The sequence below is a fragment of the Kumtagia ephedrae genome, assembly GCF_003012745.1.
Classification (GTDB): Bacteria; Pseudomonadota; Alphaproteobacteria; order Rhizobiales; family Rhizobiaceae; genus Kumtagia; species Kumtagia ephedrae.
This window is the reverse complement of the sequence record NZ_PXYK01000036.1, coordinates 32704-52856: the sequence shown is the minus strand read 5'-3', so window position 1 is coordinate 52856 and position 20153 is coordinate 32704. Positions and strand designations below refer to the sequence as shown.

15 protein-coding genes and 2 pseudogenes are annotated in these 20153 nt (G+C 65.4%); 6 read left to right on the top strand and 11 right to left on the bottom strand.

Annotation, left to right across the window (positions count from 1 at the left end):
• Positions 1–366: 366 nt before the first annotated feature.
• The 3 genes and pseudogenes from C7I84_RS30755 to C7I84_RS26280 all read right to left on the bottom strand — a co-directional run.
• Positions 367–1323 (bottom strand): annotated as a pseudogene (locus C7I84_RS30755) (efflux RND transporter permease subunit); the annotation flags it as partial.
• Between the two features lie 52 nt (positions 1324–1375).
• Positions 1376–2227, bottom strand: a pseudogene (locus tag C7I84_RS30750) (efflux RND transporter periplasmic adaptor subunit); the annotation flags it as partial.
• 141 nt (positions 2228–2368) lie between these two features.
• Complete coding sequence (locus C7I84_RS26280; protein WP_106775189.1) at positions 2369–2962, bottom strand: LysE family translocator; 594 nt, start codon at positions 2960–2962, stop codon at positions 2369–2371.
• Positions 2963–3140: 178 nt separating this feature from the next.
• Here C7I84_RS26280 and C7I84_RS26275 point away from each other — a divergent pair, with 178 nt between their 5' ends.
• Positions 3141–4367: an adenylate/guanylate cyclase domain-containing protein gene (locus tag C7I84_RS26275; RefSeq protein WP_106775184.1), complete on the top strand. Its 1227-nt coding sequence runs from the start codon at positions 3141–3143 to the stop codon at positions 4365–4367.
• 107 nt (positions 4368–4474) lie between these two features.
• Here the strand turns inward: C7I84_RS26275 and ilvN are convergent, their stop codons facing one another.
• From ilvN to C7I84_RS26240, 7 genes are all read right to left on the bottom strand, one after another.
• Positions 4475–5047 carry an acetolactate synthase small subunit gene (gene ilvN, locus C7I84_RS26270; RefSeq protein WP_106775183.1) on the bottom strand — a complete coding sequence of 191 codons (573 nt, stop codon included), beginning with the start codon at positions 5045–5047 and terminating at the stop codon, positions 4475–4477.
• 22 nt (positions 5048–5069) lie between these two features.
• Complete coding sequence (locus C7I84_RS26265; RefSeq protein ID WP_165816229.1) at positions 5070–5465, bottom strand: type II toxin-antitoxin system VapC family toxin; 396 nt, start codon at positions 5463–5465, stop codon at positions 5070–5072.
• Positions 5449–5733, bottom strand: coding sequence for an AbrB/MazE/SpoVT family DNA-binding domain-containing protein (locus tag C7I84_RS26260; RefSeq protein ID WP_106775181.1), 285 nt, complete (start codon positions 5731–5733; stop codon positions 5449–5451). Before C7I84_RS26260 ends, C7I84_RS26265 begins: the two co-directional genes overlap by 17 nt.
• A 57-nt stretch (positions 5734–5790) precedes the next feature.
• Positions 5791–7581, bottom strand: coding sequence for an acetolactate synthase 3 large subunit (locus C7I84_RS26255; RefSeq protein WP_280954235.1), 1791 nt, complete (start codon positions 7579–7581; stop codon positions 5791–5793).
• A gap of 257 nt (positions 7582–7838) precedes the next feature.
• The gene (locus tag C7I84_RS26250; protein WP_106775180.1) at positions 7839–8408 is read right to left on the bottom strand and encodes a GNAT family N-acetyltransferase; all 570 of its coding nucleotides are present in this window, start codon (positions 8406–8408) and stop codon (positions 7839–7841) included.
• The gene (locus C7I84_RS26245) at positions 8398–8706 is read right to left on the bottom strand and encodes a hypothetical protein (RefSeq protein WP_106775179.1); all 309 of its coding nucleotides are present in this window, start codon (positions 8704–8706) and stop codon (positions 8398–8400) included. Before C7I84_RS26245 ends, C7I84_RS26250 begins: the two co-directional genes overlap by 11 nt.
• A 2-nt stretch (positions 8707–8708) precedes the next feature.
• Positions 8709–9275, bottom strand: a complete 567-nt coding sequence (locus tag C7I84_RS26240) for a helix-turn-helix domain-containing protein (RefSeq protein ID WP_106775178.1) — start codon at positions 9273–9275, stop codon at positions 8709–8711.
• A 439-nt stretch (positions 9276–9714) separates the two neighbouring features.
• Here C7I84_RS26240 and C7I84_RS26235 point away from each other — a divergent pair, with 439 nt between their 5' ends.
• The 5 genes from C7I84_RS26235 (at position 9715) to C7I84_RS26215 (ending at position 19229) form a co-directional block, all read left to right on the top strand.
• Positions 9715–12204 carry a calcium-binding protein gene (locus C7I84_RS26235; RefSeq protein WP_106775177.1) on the top strand — a complete coding sequence of 830 codons (2490 nt, stop codon included), beginning with the start codon at positions 9715–9717 and terminating at the stop codon, positions 12202–12204.
• A gap of 360 nt (positions 12205–12564) precedes the next feature.
• Positions 12565–14412: a CHRD domain-containing protein gene (locus C7I84_RS26230; RefSeq protein WP_106775176.1), complete on the top strand. Its 1848-nt coding sequence runs from the start codon at positions 12565–12567 to the stop codon at positions 14410–14412.
• A gap of 483 nt (positions 14413–14895) precedes the next feature.
• Positions 14896–17103: a M10 family metallopeptidase gene (locus tag C7I84_RS26225; RefSeq protein WP_165816228.1), complete on the top strand. Its 2208-nt coding sequence runs from the start codon at positions 14896–14898 to the stop codon at positions 17101–17103.
• 60 nt (positions 17104–17163) lie between these two features.
• Positions 17164–17361, top strand: a complete 198-nt coding sequence (locus C7I84_RS26220) for a hypothetical protein (protein ID WP_106775174.1) — start codon at positions 17164–17166, stop codon at positions 17359–17361.
• 38 nt (positions 17362–17399) lie between these two features.
• A complete protein-coding gene (locus tag C7I84_RS26215) occupies positions 17400–19229 on the top strand; it encodes an ATP-binding protein (protein WP_106775173.1) in 1830 nt (609 codons plus the stop codon).
• 86 nt (positions 19230–19315) lie between these two features.
• Here C7I84_RS26215 and C7I84_RS26210 read toward each other — a convergent pair whose 3' ends face one another.
• The gene (locus C7I84_RS26210) at positions 19316–20107 is read right to left on the bottom strand and encodes a GGDEF domain-containing protein (protein ID WP_106775187.1); all 792 of its coding nucleotides are present in this window, start codon (positions 20105–20107) and stop codon (positions 19316–19318) included.
• Positions 20108–20153 lie beyond the last annotated feature (46 nt).

Below are 20153 nucleotides of genomic sequence, written 5' to 3'. Positions count from 1 at the left end.
GCCGGTACACCGCGCCAGTCTGTTCATGCATGACCAATCACTCCAAAGGATGTGACCAGTCATGAATCACGGCAAACCGCGGCAGGAAATCAAAATCTCAATACGTTAACCTGAACTCGCTGCCGTGCCGTAACACCCAGGGCAATTGCAAATGGAGCTACCCCCACCCCTAACCCCTCCCCTCAAGGGGGAGGGGGATCTTGCCACTGCTGTGCGACACATGAATCGGTGACGATTTCGCTCGGCATGGCGGTCGCAAAGTCCCCCTCCCCCTTGAGGGGAGGGGTTAGGGGTGGGGGTACGAAGCGGCGCAAGTACTGTCGTTTCTCATATGCCCTGCCGTAACACCGGCGAAGCCGCCCTGCCCTACGCCGCCGGCTTTGGCTCCCGCGACGGCGCCAGCCGCAGCAGCCAGTCCGAAAGCCGCTCCATGTAGACGTAGATCACCGGCGTGATGAACAGCGTCAGCACCTGCGACACCAGCAGGCCGCCGACCACGGCGACGCCCAGCGGCTGGCGCAGCTCGGCGCTGGCGCCGGCGCCGAGCGCGATCGGCAGCGTGCCCATCAGCGCGGCCAGCGTCGTCATCATGATCGGCCGGAAGCGCATCAGGCAGGCGCGGTGGATCGCCTCGTCCGGCGCCATGCCCTCGCGCCTGAGATTCAGCGCCACGTCGACCATCATGATGCCGTTCTTCTTGACGATGCCGATCAGCATCAGCATGCCGATGATGGCGATGATCGACACGTCCATCCCGGCCAGCATCAGCGCCAGCAGCGCGCCGACCACCGCCGACGGCAGGCCGGTCAGGATCGTCAGCGGGTGGACAAAACTCTCGTAGAGGATGCCGAGCACGATATAGATGGTCAGGATGGCGCCGCCGATCAGAAAACCCTGGTTGGCCAGCGAATCCTGGAAGGTCTTGGCCGTGCCGGCGAAGGTGGTCGAGATCGTCGGCGGCATCCCGATCTGCTGTTTCAGCGCGTCGATGCGGGTGACCGTGTCGCCCAGCGCCACGCCTTGCGGCAGATTGTAGGAGATCGTCACCGCCGGCAGCTGGCCGAGCTGGTTGACCGTCAGCGGCCCGGCGGTGCGCTCGACCCGGCCGAAGGCGCAGATCGGCACCAGGCTGCCGCTGGCCGTGCGCACGCGGATCGACTGGATGCGCTCCGGCGTCCAGTCGATGCGTGGATCGAGCTCCAAAATCACCTGATAGCTGTCGGCCGAGCCGTAGATGGTCGAGATCTGCTCGGTGCCGAAGCCGCCATAGAGCGTCGAGCGCAGCGTGTCGGCGTCGATGCCGAGGTTCGCCGCCTTGTCGCGGCCACAGCGTCAGCCCTGGATTGGGCACAGTCGCCTTGACCGCGAAGGTGCCGGAGGCGGTGTCGACGCTGGAATCGATGAAGTCGACGGTGCCGGTGCCGATCGGCGTGGGATCGTCGTCCTTGTGCAGCATCACCGTCGGCGGTGCCGGCGAGGCAAGCCCTTTCTGCAGCAGGCCGAGCTCCTTCTCGGGCAGATCGAACTGCACCTCGAGCGGGTCCATCTGCGTGATCGTCACCAGCGCGGCGACCGCCGTACCGCCGGTGTTCGGACCGACAAGATCGCCGATCGTCGTGTTCACCTGCCCCAGCCGGCCGGCGATCGGCGCGGTGATGGTGGCGAAGCCGAGCTGCACCTTGTCGGCGTCGAGCTGCGCCTGGTCGGCCGCCACGGTGGCGGCCGCCGACTTCTCCGCCGCAAGCGCCTGGTCGTAGGACTGCTGCGTTCCGATCCTGGTGGCGACGAGGTCCTTGGCCCGCCCGAGGTCCGCCTGGGCGCTGACCAGCAGCGCCTGATCCTTGTCGAGCATCGCCTGGTCGCGGTCGACCGCCGCCTGCAAGGCGCGGTCGTCGAGCTGCAACAGCACGTCGCCGGCCTTTACCATCTGGCCGTCCTTCACCTTGATCGCCGTCACCTGGCTCGACACCCTGGCACCAATCTCCACCACCGCCGGCGAGGTGACGAAGCCGATGGCGTAGCGGCGGATCGGAAAATCGGCCGTGCTGGCGACGGCGGTGGTGACGGTCGCTGCACGCGGGCCCTGGTGGCCTGCGTCCGCCGCTCGGACGCCGTGGTCCGTTGCAAGAAGCCGTGACGTCCTGTCGGCCAACCCCGGCGTAAGCACGAAGGCCGCGCCGACGGCCCCGGCGAGCAGGAGGATCGAGAACAAACCCTTGTGGCGCATCGTTCCGGGACCCCGCGATCTGGCGGTCGGCAAATATCTGCGCCAGGGTCATTACCCCCCGATAGATAGTCGCGCCGAGGGGCCGGACAGCGGCCGGAACCCTACATTAAGAACATTTAATGGGCGGTGAGCCGGGCGGCGTCACCTCAGCATCGGCCAGAGAGTCGCCGCCAGCAGCAGGCCCATCGCGATGTTGAACCACTTCAGCCGCATCGGATCGGCGAGAAAGCCGCGCAATGCCATGCCGAAGCCGGCCCAGGTCGAGACGCTCGGGAAATTGACGGCGGCGAAGGCGAAGCCGATCACCAGCACCGAGAAGAAAGGCTGCGCCGGATTGGTGTAGAGCGACATGGCGCCGACCGCCATCGCCCACGCCTTCGCGTTCACCCACTGGAAGGCAGCCGCCTCCAGGAACGTCATCGGCCGCGACTTGCCATCGACGCCGCCCAGCGTCCGCGACATGGCGATCTTCCAGGCGAGGTAGAGCAGGTAGGCGCCGCCGGCGACCTTCAGCACCAGTTCGAGCGCGGGAAACGCCTTGAGCACGGCGCCGAGCCCGAAACCGACCGCCAGAAGCAGCACCAGAAAGCCGATGGCGATGCCGGCCATATGCGGGATCGTCCGCACGAAGCCGAAATTCACGCCCGACGCCAGCAGCATGAGATTGTTCGGCCCCGGCGTGATCGAGGTCACGAAGGCGTAGACGATCAGGGCGAGGAACGTATCGAAGGGCATCGGGGACAACATCTGTAAATATGTCAGTGACACTGTCCCATTTCCGGTGGCCTGTCGATTTCCAACTTGTAATCGGGACAAGATTTCGGCCGGCCTGCCCCGACACAGTCGAGCGAGCCGCCGCGGAAAGGCAGCATCGACTTCGCCGATCCCGGCCGGCCGTGCTAACAGTGTCCGCATGCGGCCCGAATCCGTCGACTCGATCCTGGACTGGTTGGCTGAGGCCGGTTTGGCCGGAGCCGACGAAGCCGCGCTCGTGCGCGGTTTCTCGGAACGATGCATCGCCGCGGGGTGCCGGCTCAGCCGCGGCCTAGTCATCATCGACACGCTGCATCCGCTCTATGAAGGACGGGCCCTGATCTGGGAAGACGACCCCGCCGCCAATCTTCGCGACAACGAATTCCAGCCTGTCCGCGACGAGGACGAAAGCTGGGAGAACTGGCAGCGCAACCCATTCTTCCACATGTTGCGGGACGGCCAGGTCTACATGCGCTGCCGCCTGGTCGAAGGTGGGCCTCTGGACTATCCGCAGTTCGAGGAGCTGCGCCTGGCCGGCCAGACGGACTATCTCGCCGTCGTCCATCGCTTGCGCGACGCGCCGAGCGTGGAAGACGCGGACGGTTTCTATGCCAGATGGACGACAGCCGCGCCGCAGGGCTTCAGCGACGCCGACATCGATGCCCTCAAGAGGCTCACCACGCAGCTTGCGCTGGCGCTCCGGCTGGCGGCCCAGACGCGGCTCGCCGGCACCCTGGTCGAAACCTATCTCGGCCGCGACGCCGGCCGCCGGGTGCTGCAAGGCGGCATCGTTCGCGGCCGCGTCGAGAAGATCAGCGCCGTCCTGTGGTTCTCCGACCTTACCGGCTACACGCGGCTTTCGGAGGAGCTGCCGTCGGAGCAGATGATAACCCTGCTCAACGACTACGCCGAGGCGGTGATCGGCTCCGTGCACGACGCCGGCGGCGACGTGCTGAAGCTGATCGGCGACGGCGTGCTGGCGATCTTCCCCGGCCCCGATCTGAAGGAGGCCTCCATGGCAGCGATGGCGGCCGGGCGGGCTCTAGGGCAAAAACTGCGCAACCTGGCCGAGCGGCGCACCGCCGAGGGGTTGCCGGCCGCGAACGTCCATCTCGGCGTGCATTTCGGCGATGTCTATTACGGCAACATCGGCAGTCCCGACCGCCTCGACTTCACGGTGGTCGGCTCCGCCGTCAACGAGGTGAGCCGCATCGCGGCCATGTGCCATTCCGTCGATCGCCGGATCCTGTGCTCGTCCGAATTCATCGAGCTCTTGCCCGAGGCGGAGCGGTCCAACTTCGTGTCGGTCGGGCGCTTCGCGCTGCGCGGCGTCGGCAGAGCCCGCCATCTCTACACGCTCGATCCGGCGATGCTCCAGTACCGATAAGCATGTCGCCCGAAAGTGGGAACCGGTTTCGGGACCACGACATGCGTAGACACAAAGGTTAGAGCACGTCGGCATGAATCCGATTGGACGCGACGCGCTTTAGCGGATTACATCCCCTGCGGGCCGCGGTTCATCGCCGCCACGCCGGTGCGGCACACCTCGACCAGCCCGAGCGGCTTCATGATGGCGATGAACTGCTCGATCTTGGCCACCGCGCCGGTGATCTCGAAGATGAAATGCTCGGTATTGGCGTCGATCACTTTCGCCCGGAACGCCTCGGCCAGCCGCAGCGCCTCGACGCGATCATCGCCCTTCCCCGTCACCTTGACCAGTGCCAGCTCGCGCGCCAGCGGCTTGTCCTGTCCGAGCTCGCCGGCCCGCACCGACAGGTCGACGACGCGGTGCACCGGCACGATGCGCTCGAGCTGGTGCTTGATCTGCTCGAGCACGTGCGGCGTGCCGCGTGTCACGACGGTGATGCGCGACAGGTGCCTTTCGTGCTCGGTCTCGGAAACCGTCAGGCTTTCGATGTTGTAGCCGCGGCCGGAGAACAGGCCGATGACCCGCGCAAGCACGCCCGGCTCGTTGTCGACCAGCACCGACAGCGTATGCGTTTCGGGGCGCTCCGTCTCGCGGGCGATGAAATAAGCGGAGCCGGTGGGCTGGAGGTGGGGGTTCATGCGGTAACTCTCTGCGCTGCAGTTAAGGCGTGACGACTGGAATTGCGCCGGCGATCTTCTTGGCCCGCCGCTTGAAGTCAATGTCGAAGCTGGCCAGACCGTCGCATCCTTCCGAAGCGTGAAGGTGCATCGCATCGGCAAAATCCAGTCCCGCGCCGTGCGAAGTGATCACATCTGCAAGGCCGCGGCGATCCGAAAAGCTGATGTTGGCGCTGGCGAGGAGTGTCGCGAAAGTGCGGTTGATGTGGCTTCTGTCGAGTTTCATGATGCTGCGAAGCAACCATTCCGTCTCCAGAAGTACTGAGTCCGGGACAAAAATTTCCTTTTCGCTCAATAGCATGCGAGATCGTCGCGCCTGCTCGGACCCATCGTCGACCAGGGCTCTTGCCAGGACATTCGTGTCAACGGCGAGTGGCATTGAACCTCCGAGCCGCCTCTGCCAGCATCGCGCGGTCAATCTCTTCATCGGTTGGGAAAGGCCGTTTAATCCGAACGACATGTTTGAGGAATTCGCCCGCCGGAACCTTCGGATACCTCAGGTCGAAATCCTCAACTGGCTGTACGAAGAAGCCGCGCCCCTGCGGAACGAACTCGACCTCGGTGCCGTCGGTGATGCCAAGGCCCTCCCGTATCTGCTTTGGAATCACGACCTGTCCTTTGCTCGACACCTTCGCCCTGACGTTCATTGCAACCTCCAAGTAAGACACGGTAAGAAAATACATCTTACCGCGTCTTACTTCAACCTACACCAACTCCCGCCCCTTGGCGTCGATGGCGTTCGCCACCGCCTCGTCTGTCGCCTCGTCGGGCAGCAGCATCTCGTTATGCGCCTTGCCCGACGGGATCATCGGAAAACAGTTGGCCAGGTTGGCGACGCGGCAGTCGAACAGCACCGGCTTCCTGACGTCGATCATCTCCTTGATCGCGTCGTCGAGATCGCCCGGCTTCTCGCAGCGTATGCCATGCGCGCCGAAAGCCTGCGCCATCAGCACGAAATCCGGCATCGCCTCGGTGTAGGAATGCGACAGCCGGTTGCCGTGCAGCAGCTGCTGCCACTGCCGCACCATGCCCATGTACTGGTTGTTGAGGATGAAGATCTTTATCGGCGCATCGTACTGCACCGCGCAGCTCATCTCCTGCATCGTCATCTGCACCGAGGCGTCGCCGGCGATGTCGATGACCAGCGCATCGGGATGGGCGATCTGCACGCCGAGCGCGGCCGGCAGGCCGTAGCCCATGGTGCCCAGGCCACCGGAGGTCATCCAGCGGTTCGGCTTGTCGAAATGGAAATGCTGCGCCGCCCACATCTGGTGCTGGCCGACTTCCGTGGTGACGTAGACGTCCTTGTCGCGCGTCAGCTCGTAAAGCCGCTGGATCGCGTATTGCGGCATGATGACGTCGTTGCTGTTCCTGTAGGCCAGCGAATCGCGGGCCCGCCAGCGGGCGATCTGCTCCCACCACGGATGCAGCGCCTTCTTGTCGGCCTTGGCGGTCGCCCGCCACAGCCGCACCAGATCCTCCAGCACGCGGCCGACATCGCCGATGATCGGAACGTCGGCGCGCACGTTCTTGTTGATCGAGGACGGGTCGATGTCGATGTGGATCTTCTTCGAGTTCGGCGAGAACGCGTTGATGCGGCCGGTGATGCGGTCGTCGAAGCGCGCGCCGATGCACAGCATCACGTCGCAGTCGTGCATGGCCATGTTGGCTTCGTAGGTGCCGTGCATGCCGAGCATGCCGAGCCAGTTCCTGCCGCTGGCCGGATAGGCGCCCAGCCCCATCAGCGTCGAGGTGATCGGAAAGCCGGTGAGGTCGACCAGCTCGCGCAGCAGATGGCTCGCCTCGGGACCGGAATTGACCACGCCGCCGCCGGTGTAGATGACCGGCTGCCGGGCGGACGCCAGCAGCGCCACCGCCTCCTTGATCTTGTCGAGGTCGCCCTGCACCTTCGGCTGGTAGCTGGTGCGCGGCGCCGTCTGCGGCGGCGTGTAGACGCCCCTGGCGAACTGCACATCCTTCGGCACGTCGACGACCACCGGTCCCGGCCGCCCGGTCGTGGCGACGTGGAACGCCTCGTGGATGATCGAAGCGAGCTCGTTGACGTCCTTGACCAGCCAGTTGTGTTTTGTGCACGGCCGGGTGATGCCGACGGTGTCGCATTCCTGGAAAGCATCGGAGCCGATCAGCGAGGTCGGCACCTGCCCGGTGATGCAGACAAGCGGGATCGAATCCATCAGCGCGTCCTGCAGCGGCGTCACCGCGTTTGTGGCGCCGGGGCCGGAGGTGACCAGCATGACGCCGGCCTTGCCTGTCGAGCGCGCATAGCCCTCGGCCGCGTGCCCCGCCCCCTGCTCATGACGGACCAGGATATGCTGGACATCCTCCTGCTGAAACAATTCGTCGTAGATCGGCAGCACGGCGCCGCCGGGATAGCCGAAAATATGCTCGACGCCGTTGTCCTTGAGCGCCTGGACCACCATCTCGGCGCCCGTCATCTCGCGCCTGCCGCTCTCGCCCTTGGCCGTGCTCGTCATCTCGAATATCCCGTCTCTTCCGCCGCTGTCGGCGCTGCTGATCGTCTAGTCGTATCGTGGGCAATAAAAAAGGCCCCCGGGAGGGAGCCTGCGTTTAGCGCATGGGAGGACGTCGCCCGGCGGTTACACCGCCTTGCCCATGCGCATTCCTACGAGAATGAGGATCGTCTTCATGGGCGCGGACAATAGGGCCGGTTGTACCTTGCGTCAACAGGGTTTTGTCACAGCTTCGGATCGGCTTTTGCGGGATGCGGCCGTCACGCCGAAGCGCCGATCCGCTTCCAGTAGACCAGCGTCCCGGTCAGCCCGCCATGCGGCTTCAGCGCGAAGTCGGGTATCTCGCCGGCAAGCCGGAAGCCGAGCTTTTCGTAAAGCCGCCCTGCCCCGTTCTCGGTCGCGGTGTCGAGGACGAGCAGCGTCCTGCCGCGCTCCAGCGCCAGTCGTTCCGCGGCATGCATGAGTTGCAGGGCGACGCCCCTGCCGCGGAAATCCGGATGGGTCATCAGCTTGGCAATCTCGGCCCGGTGCGGCTGGTTAGGCGGGAAATCCAGCAGCAGCGTGACGGTTCCCGCCAGAACGCCGCCGACCCAGGCGCCGATCACGACGCGTTCGCCGCGCCCGGCGGCCGCCAGCGACGTCTCCCAAAAGGCATCCGCCGCCTCCGGCGCAAGCGGGTGCATGAAGCTGACTGATCCGCCGCCGGCAACCACCGCGACGAGAATCTCGCTCAGCCGCCGCTGGACGTCGGGCAAGGCCGTCAACGCCTCGATCGCGATCGGCGCCTCCGGCCCGTCCGCGGCCTGCTCCAGCAAAATATCATCCGACATGCTTCACCCGTCTCCGTTTTCGTGACCGCTTGGTCTCGCCGATACGCGCCGCGTCCTCCGCTTGCAGATGCCTGCCGCGCTCCAGCAGTTCGAGGGTGTATTCCTCATAGGTGAGCCCCAGCGCTTCGGCCTTGGCCAGCCTGAACAGCGCGATGTCGCGCGACTTCGGTTTCCAGGCGGCGTCATGCGCGCGCTTCCACTGCAGGAAGCGATGGGGATCGCCGCCCTTCCAGGGCGCCCCCTCATAATCGTCGAGCGGCGGCCCCAGATTGTCGCCGATGCGCCTGCGTTTACGCATCGTCAGCGCCTCAGCACGACCACCAGATAGACGGCTGGCGCAGGCCCCGGAGCATGGAAGGTGCAGTCCGTCGGCGGACCGAGCTCCAGGCAGTCGCCGGCATGCATCTCATGCACGAGCGAACCCTCGTGGAAGTCGAGCCGCCCGTCGATCAGCCAGATCAGATGACGGACGAAAGTGTAGGACGCCGCGGGAAAGCTCACCGACTGCCCCGCCGGCATCTCCACCCGGATCAGTTCCAGCGGACTGTCCGACGACGGCGAGACATGCCGGCGCACATAGCCGGTGGCGGGGTCGCGCCATTGCGGCTGCTCGGCGGCGCGCAAAAGCCTGCCCTGCGCCTTCTCGGCCCTGGCGATCAGCGCCGACAGCGTCAGGTCGAAGGCCGCGGCGATGCGCACCAGCAGGGCGGCGGTCGGGCTGGTCTCGCCGCGTTCGATGGCGCTCAGCATCGCTTTCGAGACGCCCGAGCGCTGGGCGAGATCGGCGAGCGACCAGCCGCGGCCGCTGCGTTCAAGGCGGATGCGATGCGACAGATCGGCGGAAGGATCGTCAGAAGAAGAAGACATTCGTCCAATATATCGGACGAATATCCATCATGGAAGCCCTGCTCGCCGAACCGTACCGCTGCAACTCTTCCTTGTAACGGACCTGAAACAAAGAGCGCGCTCATCCGAAATCAGATCGAAACAGAACGAAACGATAGAGGCGCCGCGGAACACGCCGACCGGCAGGCCCTGAATCGACGCGGGGCGGCGCCGGGAAATCAGCCGGCAAGCGGTCGCAACGCACCGACCGCAACAGACGAGGGGAATATCGGGGCCGCGCGTCGCAACGCGGCGATCGACGAAGACGTCGGAAGGCCGACGATAGTCGCTTTCATTTCCGGCCGCCAGGAGCGGCAGACGAACGTGCCCCGGATCGAGCGGGCACGCTTTTCCAAGTGCAACCACGAACCGCTCCGCGCCTCAAGGCGCGGGACGATCTTTGTCATTGAGGGAACCAAAGATGGCCGTCACCAGCACCTACCAGACCAACGTCACCACCAGCCAGTTCGCCGCCAACAGCTTCACCACCGGCGACCAGTTGCTGCCGCAGGTGACGGGCCTTTCCAACGGCGGCTTCGTCGTCGCCTATCGTAGCGGCGCCGTCGGCGCCGGCACCGTCCAGGTGGATTTCTACGACGCCAATCACAACCGCATCGGAACGTATCAGACTCCCAATGACGGGCCGATCTCGGCGATGGGCGCGCCGCAGGTGATCGAGCTGGCCAGCGGCGGCGTCCTGGTCGCCTGGAAGGAGAGCGGCGCCGGGCTGAAGGGTCATATCTTCTCGCCGCACGGCCAGCCGTTCGGCGACGAGATCGTGCTGACCACGGGCACCGGCGGAGAAGACTTCCAGTTTGCCGCGCGGCCGGACGGAGGGTTCGTCACGACGCACACCGTCGACGGCAATGTCTATCAGCGCGTGTTCGACAACAACGGCGAGGCGGGCGGCGGCTTCCAGGTGAATGCCGGCCTTCCCGGCGACCAGATCGATGGCACGGTCGCCGTGCTCAGCACCGGCGGCTACGTCGTGACCTACACGGATACCGGCCCGACCGAGCAGACCATCCGCGCCCGCATCTACAATGCCGACGGCACCACCAAGGTCAACGACTTCGTGCTGGCCGACATCGGCGACAACACACAATCATCTGTCGTCGGGCTGGCGAACGGCGGGTTCGCAGTGGCCTACAAGGACACCGGTTGGCCTGGAGCCGATACCGGCAACAGCGCAATCACCCTGCAGCTCTTCAACGGCAACGGCACCAATGTGACGCCCAATGTCCACATCCGGGTCAACACGCCTTCCGCACAGATCGAAGGCGATCCGGATATCACCGTCCTTGAGAACGGCTTCATCGTCGTCTCCTGGACGAAGCAGCTGAGCGCCGGCGATCACGACATCTGGGCCCGCGTCTATACGCCGGCCGGGGCAGCCGTCACCGACGCATTCGCCGTCACCGCCTCCGGCGACCTGGACATCCGCTCGTCGGTTTCCGCCCTGCTGTCCGGCAGCTTCGTTACGGCCTGGCAGGACAACACCACTGACGGCAGCGGCGGCCAGATCAGCGCACAGGTCACCGAGATCGTTCGCACGACCAACGGCGACGACTCTGCCGATGAAATTTTCGGCGATGCCCTCCGTGATGTCATCTTTGGTCACGGCAACAACGACAAGCTCGACGGCTTCGGCGGCGACGACTCCATCGAAGGCGGCTTGGGCAACGACATAATTGCCGGCGGCAACGGCAACGACGTCCTACTTGGCGGCGCCGACGACGACACCCTCTTCGGCGGATGGGGCGACGACTCACTCTGGGGCGGATCAGGTATCAACACGCTGACCGGCGGCATCGGCAATGACTTCTACATCCTGGAGGGCGATTTCGACACCATCATCGAGACCGCCGGCGGCGGCACCGACAGCGTCAAGGTGTTTGAAAACTACGCATTGGCCGACGACGCCGACATCGAAATTCTGGCTGCCTACCTAGCCAAAGGAGAAGACGACCTGAAGCTCACCGGCAATGCGGTGGCGCAGACCATCACCGGCAACTACGGCGACAATGTTCTCGACGGCAAGGGCGGGGCCGACAAGCTCCTAGGTCTGCTCGGCGACGACACCTATTATGTCGACGACGCCGGCGACATAATCGTCGAGGCAACCGGCGGCGGTTCCGATACGGTTGCAGTCAGCGTCAGCTACGCGCTCGGCGCGGACGCCGACATCGAGTTGCTGCGCACGACCTCCAACGCTGGCAAGGTGGCGATCGACCTCACCGGCAACAAGCTGGCGCAGACGATCACCGGCAATGCCGGCGACAACATCCTGCATGACGGCGGCGCCGGCGCGGCCGACACGCTGAAGGGGCTGGGCGGCAACGACACCTACCGCATCTTCAACGCGGGAGACGTCATCGTCGAAGGCGCGGGCCAGGGCACCGACAAGGTGATCGCCGCCGTCGACTACAAGCTCAGCGCCGGCGTCCATGTCGAGATAATGCAGACCAACGGCAGCGCCGGCAAATCGGGCATCGACTTGACCGGCAACGAGTTCGCCCAGACCATCACCGGCAACGCCGGCGACAACCGGCTGGAGGGCAAGGGCGGCGCCGACACGCTGACGGGCCTGGGCGGCAAGGATACCTTCGTCTTCGCCACCGCGCTCGGCGCCGGCAACGTCGATACCGTCACCGACTTCAACGTCGCCGACGACCGCTTCCTGCTGTCGGACGCGATCTTCAAGGCGCTCACCCCCGGCACGCTTGCGGCCGCGGCCCTCCGGGCCAACACGACGGGCCTGGCGGCGGACGCCAGCGACCGCATCATCTACGAGACCGACACGGGCGAGCTCTATTACGACGCCGACGGCAACGGCGCCGGCGCCGGCGTGCTGTTCGCAAAACTCGACATCGGCCTCAGCCTCACCAACGCGGACTTTGCGATCGCGTAATCCCTACAAGGCTCAACCTCGGCCGAAGGCTCCGGCCGAGGTCATTGTTGGTCGCCAAAGAACAAAACATGATCAAAATTCCATGCAAGCAATTGGCATGGAAGAGAAAGAAAGCCGCCTGTGGACGGCAAGCGCAGAACAACCATCCCCCACTGGAAGGCGTGCGGAAGGACATCCCTCGGTTGCGAGACGAGTTCGGGGCAGAGGAGTAACATATCGACTGCAGGCGAATGAAACTTCCATGCGCGTCTATCGTATCTGGGAAGAACGGCACCTGTTCCGTCGTTCATACGTCTTGATACGGCCTTATCGGCCGATCGATTTCGGATAGGTCAAAAAAAGCAATTCTGGGAGGACAGCATGGCCGACATCACCCTTGGCTCCGGCGACCAGACCTTCGATTTCTCTTCCGGATCGGGCGCCAATACCATCCTCGATTTCCGCTCCCGCTATTTCAGCGCCGTCCTGACCGGCGCCAACGAAGTCCCGGCGAATGCCAGCACCGCCACCGGCACCAGCACGGCGGTGCTGAATTTCAACCAGGACAGGCTCGACATCGACGTCAGCGTGCAGAACCTGAGCACCAATGCGATCAGCGGCCATATCCATCAGGAAGTCGCAGGCAAGAATGGCGGCATCGTCTTCAACCTCACGCCACCGTCGGCGCAGACCTTCGACATCTCCAGGACCTGGGACATTCCGATCACCGCGGTCGACGACCTGTTCGCCGAGGGCCTCTACGTCAACATCCACTCCTCGAAGTTCGCCGGCGGCGAGATCCGCGACCAGTTGCGCGCCGACAAGGGCGACACCGGCGCCGACGCCATCGATCTCACCGACTTCAACGTCGGCACCTTCGACGCGCTGCTGCATGTCCTGTCCGATACGGCTGGGGGCGCGGCGATCACCATCCGCAACAACGGCGTGGCCGACGTGCTGACGCTGGCCGACATCGAGGTCTCCGACCTGCAGGCATCGTTCTTCAAGTTCGCCGGCAACGTCAAGGAGACCATCAACGGCGCCGCCGGCATCGACGACCTGTTCGGCGCAGGCGGCGACGACACGATCAACGGCCTCGGCGGCGACGATCACCTGCTCGGCGAGACCGGCAACGACACGCTGGTCGGCGGAGCCGGCGGCGATCACCTGCATGGCGATGCCGGCAGCGACACGGCGAGCTATGCCGGCTCGAACGCCGCCGTCAGCGTGAACCTGTGGACCGAGACCTATTCGGGCGGACACGCGGCCGGGGACGAACTGTTCTCGATCGAGAACCTCACCGGTTCGTCGCACAACGACACGCTGGTCACCAACGATCTGAACAACAAGATCGTCGGGGGAGCCGGGGCGGACTCGATGAAAGGCCTGCACGGCGACGACTCCTATTTCGTCGACAATGCCGGCGACACGATCCTGGAGGCGGCCGGCGAAGGCACCGACACCGTCGCCAGCAGCGTCACCTACGTGCTCACCGCCGGCGCCGCGGTCGAGACGCTGCGCACCACTTCGAATGGCGGCACAGGTGCGATCAACCTGACCGGCAACGCCTTCGACCAGACCATAATCGGCAATAACGGGACCAATGTCCTGAAGGGCGGCGGCGGCAAGGATACGCTGCAGGGGCTGGGCGGCAACGACACCTATCTGATCTACACGGCGACCGACAAGGTTCTGGAGACCGCCACCGGCGGCACCGTCGACAAGGTGGCGGCAGCCGTCTCCTATACGCTCGCCGCCGGCGTGCATGTCGAGCAGATGAGCACCACCTCGGCGGGCGGAACGTCGGCCATCAATCTCGGCGGCAACGAGCTCGTCCAGATGATGACCGGCAATGCCGGCGCCAACCGGCTGGAAGGCAAGGGCGGGGCCGATCAGCTGCGCGGCCTCGGCGGCGCCGACACCTTCGTCTTTGCCACCAAGCTTGGCGGCGGCAACATCGACGCCATCCTCGACTTCAGCGTGCCCGACGACCGCTTCCTGCTGTCGGACGCGATCTTCACCGCGCTGAATCCCGGCACGCTCGCCGCCTCCGCCTTCCGGGCGAACACCACCGGCCTGGCCGGCGACGCCACCGACCGCATCATCTACGAGACCGACACCGGAAAGGTCTTCTACGACGCCGACGGCACCGGGGCCACGGCCGGCATCCATTTCGCCACGATCACGGCCGGACTGGCGCTCACCAACGCCGACTTCTCGGTGGCTTAGACCTGCCCTGCGCCGGCTGCCGCCCCACCACGGACGCGGGGCGGCAGCCGGTTTCGCACGAGATCCTCATGCTTGTTTCGGCCGTGGCGCAGTCGAGCCATACGGTTTCCATGCCTCCCCGCGGGAGAACTACCGGCAGCGCCATGGCAGCGGCGTGAACTGTCACGCACATAGCTCTTGATCCAAGCCGATCCCTCATCTACTGGGCTTTTGGTCCGCCGTCTGGACGGCGACGCGAGACGTGCACTTGGTTGCACCCATCGGCAGGCAATGCTCTGCCTGGGCAACGCCGCCGGTGTCGTTCCGAAATTGGTTGGGGTTTGATCGTTTGAACGGCTCGCTGGGGAAGGCTGAGATGTCCATTCGAGTTCTCGCGGCAAGACCGGCGCGCGGCGGCGGGTCGAGCCCGGAGGATGCCGCCCGCATAGAGCCTGCCGCCGGATCATGGTGCATCCCCTGCCGGTCCCGGTCGGGAGCGTCGGCGTGAGTTCCGCCCTCCTCGAGGCCAGCCCGGTCGAAAACGGCACCAGCGACCCAGTCACTGCCAACAGGGCCTCCGGTGTCCAGCGCATCGACGGCCTGCTCACGCCGAACAGATGGTCCGACGGCTCCATCAGCTACAGCGATCCGAACGCGGCCTCCGACTATGGCGCCGACCATCCCGAGGCGTTCAGCAACTTTTCCCAGTTCACCGCACGGCAGATGGTGGCGGTGCACTTCGCCCTCGATACCACGATCCGGACCCAGCCGAGCGGCGCGGCCGGCTTCTCCGTCGAAGGTTTTACCGGCCTCAACGTGAGCTATGCGGGAGCAGGCACCGGCAACGCGACGCTACGTTATGCCAATACGAGCAATCCCAGCACCGCTTATGCCTACTATCCGACCGCGCAGAATTATGGCGGCGACAGCTTCTACGGGCGCTCGGGCGACTTGCCGACAGCCGGCAATTACGACTGGCACACCATCATCCACGAGACAGGCCACGCCCTGGGACTGAAGCACGGTCACGAAACCGGCGGCTTCGGCGCGCAGCCGGCCAACCGGGACTCGCTCGAATACAGCGTGATGACCTACCGCACCTTCATCGGCGACGACACCAGCGGCTATAACTACGAGACGTGGGGCGCGCCGCAGACCTTCATGATGGACGACATCGCCGCCCTGCAGCACATGTATGGCGCCGACTACAGCACCAACAGCGGCGACACCGTCTATTCCTGGAATGCGAGGACCGGCGAAACCTACGTCGATGGAAAGCTCGCCATCGACCCGGGCGGAAACCGGATCTTCCAGACCATCTGGGACGGCGGCGGCAACGACACGTACGACCTGTCCGGCTACACCAGCAATCTGGCTGTCAGCCTGACCCCGGGCGGCTATTCGACGTTTTCCAACGAGCAGCGCGCCTATCTCGGCGGCGGTCCGAACGGCGGCTATGCGCGCGGCAACGTGTTCAACGCCTTCATGCACAAGAACAACCCGGCGTCGCTGATCGAGAATGTCGTCGGCGGTTCGGGGGCGGACAATATCAGGGGGAACGCCGCGGCCAACCGCCTGGATGGCGGAGCGAACGCCGACACGCTCATGGGCCACCTGGGCAACGACACCTACATCGTCGACAACATCGCCGACATGGTGATCGAAGCGGTCGGCGAGGGTATCGACACCGTGCTGGCCTCCGTCTCCTGGGTGCTCGCGGCCGCCGCCGAGATCGAGTTCCTCAAAACCCTGTCGCAGCCGGGCACGACGGCGATCGCCCTGACGGGCAACGAGTTCGCCCAGACCATCTTCGGCAATAACGGCGCCAACATCCTCGACGGCGGGGGCGCCGCCGACACGATGCAGGGTCTGGCCGGCAACGACACCTATTTCGTCGACCATATCGGGGATATCGTCATCGAGGCCGTCGGCGACGTCGCCGACATGGTCGCCACCCGGATAAGCTATGCGCTCGCCGCCGATGCCGAGATCGAGACGCTGCGCACCACCTCGAACGGCGGCACGGGAGCGATCAAACTGACCGGCAACGCCTTCGAACAGACCATCGTCGGCAATAACGGCGCCAACACGCTGAAGGGCGGCGGCGGGCTGGACACATTGTCGGGCCTCGGCGGCAACGACACCTATCTGGTCTACACCGCCACCGACACGATTGTGGAGACCGCTACCGGCGGCGCCCGCGACAAGGTGGCGGCGGGAGTCTCATACACGCTCAGCGCCGGCGTCCATGTCGAGCAGATGACCACCACTTCGGCGGGCGGCACCGCGGCGATCAATCTCGCCGGCAACGAGATCGGCCAGACGATCACCGGCAATGCCGGCGCCAACCGGCTCGAGGGCAAGGGCGGCGCCGACCAGCTGCGCGGCCTCGGCGGCGCCGACACCTTCGTCTTCGCCACGAAGCTCGGCGGCGGCAACGTCGACGCCATCCTCGACTTCAGCGTGCCGGACGACCGGTTCCTACTGTCGGACGCGATCTTCACCGCACTCGATCCCGGCACGCTCGCCGCCTCCGCCTTCCGGGCGAATACGACCGGACTGGCCGACGACGACACCGACCGGATCGTCTACGAGACCGACACCGGGCACGTCTTCTACGACGCGGACGGCAGCGGGGCCGCGGCCGGCATCCATTTCGCCACCATCACGGCCGGGCTGGCGCTCACCAACGCCGATTTCTCGGTGGCTTAGGCCCGCCCCAGCCCCGCTCCGCCTGATCCCGAAAAGTTGCAGACTTTTCGGAGAAAGATCATGCGGCAGAACAAGGAGATCGAGCGGAATGCGGTCCATCCCGATCGTATTCCGCTTTGGACGGCGGAGCCGCACCCGGCCTGCGGCATGCACCAGCCGGCGCGAACGGAGCGCCGCGGCGATAGCTGCAACTTGAACGATCGCGTTAAGACTTTCTCGACCAACCCCTCACACGCCACCTTAACCCGCCATCTCTAGGGTTTTCAGAACACGGGTGTGCGGGGACGGCACGAAGCATGTATGTCGAGGATAATCGGTCCGCCGGGGAAGGCACGGTGCAGGAACGGCGCGACGCATCCCAGAACGACAAGCGCATCCTCGGCCATGTGGTCCAATGCGACGGCGCCCGCGCGACCATCGCCGCCTTTGCCGACACCGAGGACGGCGCCGTGACGGGCATGTGGACCGTCGGCAAGATGATCTCGATCAATCTCGGCCCGATCCGCACCGTCGGTCTCGTCTATGCCATCGGCAAGCAGGATCGCGCCTGGAATACCGGCGACAAGAACCCCATCGAGGTGAGCGTCGAGCTGGTCGGCGAGGTGCGTGACAGCGAGCCGCCGGCCAAGCCGGTCTTCGATCGCGGCGTCACCCAATATCCGCATATCGGTGCAATCGCCCACCGCATCCGCCAGCGCGACCTGCAGGCCGTCTACGATCTCGCCGGCCGGCGGGCGATCACCATCGGCGCGCTGTCGCAGGACGAGGCGATCGAGGCGCGCATCGCCATCGACGACACGCTCAGCCGGCATTTCGCCGTCGTCGGCACCACCGGCGTCGGCAAGTCGACGGCGGTCTCGCTGCTCCTGCGCAAGACGCTGGAGGCCAAGCCCGACCTGCGGGTCCTCATCCTCGATCCGCACAACGAATTCGCCGATGCGCTCTCCGAGGTCTCCTACCGGATCGACACCAACAGCCTCGAGCTGCCCTTCTGGCTGTTCAGGCTGGAGGAGCTCGCCGAGGTTCTGTTCCGCGGCCGCGAGCTGGTGGCGGAGGAAATCGAGGTGCTGCGCGACCTGATCCCGGTTGCCAAGAGCGCCTACCGCAACGCCAATTCCGGCGGCGTCCTGCGCCGCGGCCAGGATGCGATGACCGCCGACATGCCGGTCCCCTACCGCATGGCCGACCTGATCCGGCTGATCGACGAGCGGACGGGCCTGCTGGAGAGCAAGCACGACCGGCCGGTCCTCAAGGCGATCCGCGCCCGCATCGAATCGGCGCTCGCCGACCCGCGCTACCGCTTCATGTTCGCCTCGCGGCTGATCGAGGACTCGATCCACGAGACCATCGGCAGGATATTCCGCGTACCGAGCGGGGGACGCCCGGTCACCTGCTTCGAGATGGCGGGCCTGCCGTCGGAGATCGTCAATGCGGTCTGCTCGGTGCTGGCGCGGCTCGCCTTCGATCTCGCGGTCTGGAGCGAGGGGCGGCTGCGCATGCTGCTGATGTGCGAGGAGGCGCATCGCTACATGCCCGCCGACCCGCGCCTCGGCTTCACGCCGACCCGCCACGCCCTGTCGCGCATCGCCAAGGAGGGCCGCAAATACGGCTGCTACCTGGGTGTGGTCACCCAGCGCCCGGGCGAGCTCGACCCGACCATCCTGTCGCAATGCTCGACCATCTTCGCCATGCGGCTCGCCAACGAGCAGGACCAGGCGATCATCAAGTCGGCCATGGCCGATTCCTCGACCTCCACCCTCTCCTTCCTGTCTTCCATGGGCCAGCGCGAGGCGATCGCCTTCGGCGAGGGCGCGGCCACCACCATGCGTTTCAAGTTCGAGCGCCTGCCTGCCGACCGCATTCCCGGCGCCCGCAAGGATCACACCGTGGAGGCCATGCCGGCCGACGGCGAGATCGACCTCGGTCGCATCGTCGATCGGCTGCGCAACCTTCACCGTCCGCTCGCCGCCGCCTCGACCGTGGTCGAGCCGGCGCCCGCCGGAGTTCAGCCCGGCGATCCCGGATATCGCCATCCGCCGTCCGCCGGCCAGCGCCCGGTGGTGGTCGAACGGGAAGAGCCCAGGCTGGACGTCAGGAACGCCGCTTTCGGCCTGCGCAGCAGGTAGGCGGCCTCACCCGCTGCGGCGGCTATTCGCTTGTCAAGACAATTGCTTGCAGCCGCCGGCCGACTCGACGCACGAACTGGCCCGCCTCACGCGCTGACGCGGTTGCGGCCCTGTTTCTTGGCCTGGTAGAGCTGCTGGTCGGCGCGCCGGAAGAATTCTTCGGCGCTCTCCTTGCGGTCCCACACGGCAAGCCCGACGCTCGCGGTGATCCGCAGCCGCACATTGCCCGACAGGATCGGCATGTTGGCGATGCCGCTGCGGATGCGCTCCGCCAGACGGCTCAGGCTTTCCACGTCCATGTTTGGTGCCACTACGGCGAACTCCTCGCCGCCGAGCCGCGCCACCACGTCGTGATAGCGCGTCATGTCCTTCAGGCAGCCGGCGACAGCGCGCAGCACCTCGTCGCCGACGTCGTGGCCATGCGTGTCGTTGACCTGCTTGAAGTGATCGAGGTCGAAGACCATCAGCCCGACCGGCTTGTCGATCTTGCTGAACTCCTCGAGATATTCGGTCAGCGCCTCGTCGAAATAGCGCCGGTTCTGCATGCCGGTGAGCGCGTCGGTCAGCGCCGCCTGCTCGAGCGTCTCGGAGCGGGCGCTGAGCGTCTTGGTCATCGCGCGCAGCTTGCCCTCCTCCTTCACCTGGGTGCGGATCAGCGGGTAGATGAAGAAGATGCCGAAGAACAGCGCCGTGGCGATCAGCACGCCGGTGGCGAAGAGCAGCCGGTTGAGCAGGGCGAAGTCCTGCATGCGTCCCGGCTGGTAAAGATCCGCCACGTCGGAGCGAAGAAGACCGTAAGCATACAGGATCAGCGCCCCCGCCGCGAGGATCACGACGATGAAGACGAAGAAGGCAGATTCTGACTTGTGGAAGCGCATCATCTCTCCGCACAGGCACCGACCAGCTTATCGCAGTTTCGGGCTT

Bases quoted from the DNA above. Each gene is read 5' to 3' on its own strand.
- ilvN (WP_106775183.1), bottom strand. From the start codon at position 5,047: ATGAACCCCCACCTCCAGCCCACCGGCTCCGCTTATTTCATCGCCCGC.
- C7I84_RS26280 (WP_106775189.1), bottom strand. From the start codon at position 2,962: ATGCCCTTCGATACGTTCCTCGCCCTGATCGTCTACGCCTTCGTGACC.
- C7I84_RS26235 (WP_106775177.1), top strand. From the start codon at position 9,715: ATGGCCGTCACCAGCACCTACCAGACCAACGTCACCACCAGCCAGTTC.
- C7I84_RS26230 (WP_106775176.1), top strand. From the start codon at position 12,565: ATGGCCGACATCACCCTTGGCTCCGGCGACCAGACCTTCGATTTCTCT.
- C7I84_RS26260 (WP_106775181.1), bottom strand. From the start codon at position 5,733: ATGAACGTCAGGGCGAAGGTGTCGAGCAAAGGACAGGTCGTGATTCCA.
- C7I84_RS26265 (WP_165816229.1), bottom strand. From the start codon at position 5,465: ATGCCACTCGCCGTTGACACGAATGTCCTGGCAAGAGCCCTGGTCGAC.
- C7I84_RS26250 (WP_106775180.1), bottom strand. From the start codon at position 8,408: ATGTCGGATGATATTTTGCTGGAGCAGGCCGCGGACGGGCCGGAGGCG.
- C7I84_RS26210 (WP_106775187.1), bottom strand. From the start codon at position 20,107: ATGCGCTTCCACAAGTCAGAATCTGCCTTCTTCGTCTTCATCGTCGTG.
- C7I84_RS26220 (WP_106775174.1), top strand. From the start codon at position 17,164: ATGCGGCAGAACAAGGAGATCGAGCGGAATGCGGTCCATCCCGATCGT.
- C7I84_RS26245 (WP_106775179.1), bottom strand. From the start codon at position 8,706: ATGCGTAAACGCAGGCGCATCGGCGACAATCTGGGGCCGCCGCTCGAC.
- C7I84_RS26275 (WP_106775184.1), top strand. From the start codon at position 3,141: ATGCGGCCCGAATCCGTCGACTCGATCCTGGACTGGTTGGCTGAGGCC.
- C7I84_RS26255 (WP_280954235.1), bottom strand. From the start codon at position 7,581: ATGACGAGCACGGCCAAGGGCGAGAGCGGCAGGCGCGAGATGACGGGC.
- C7I84_RS26215 (WP_106775173.1), top strand. From the start codon at position 17,400: ATGTATGTCGAGGATAATCGGTCCGCCGGGGAAGGCACGGTGCAGGAA.
- C7I84_RS26240 (WP_106775178.1), bottom strand. From the start codon at position 9,275: ATGTCTTCTTCTTCTGACGATCCTTCCGCCGATCTGTCGCATCGCATC.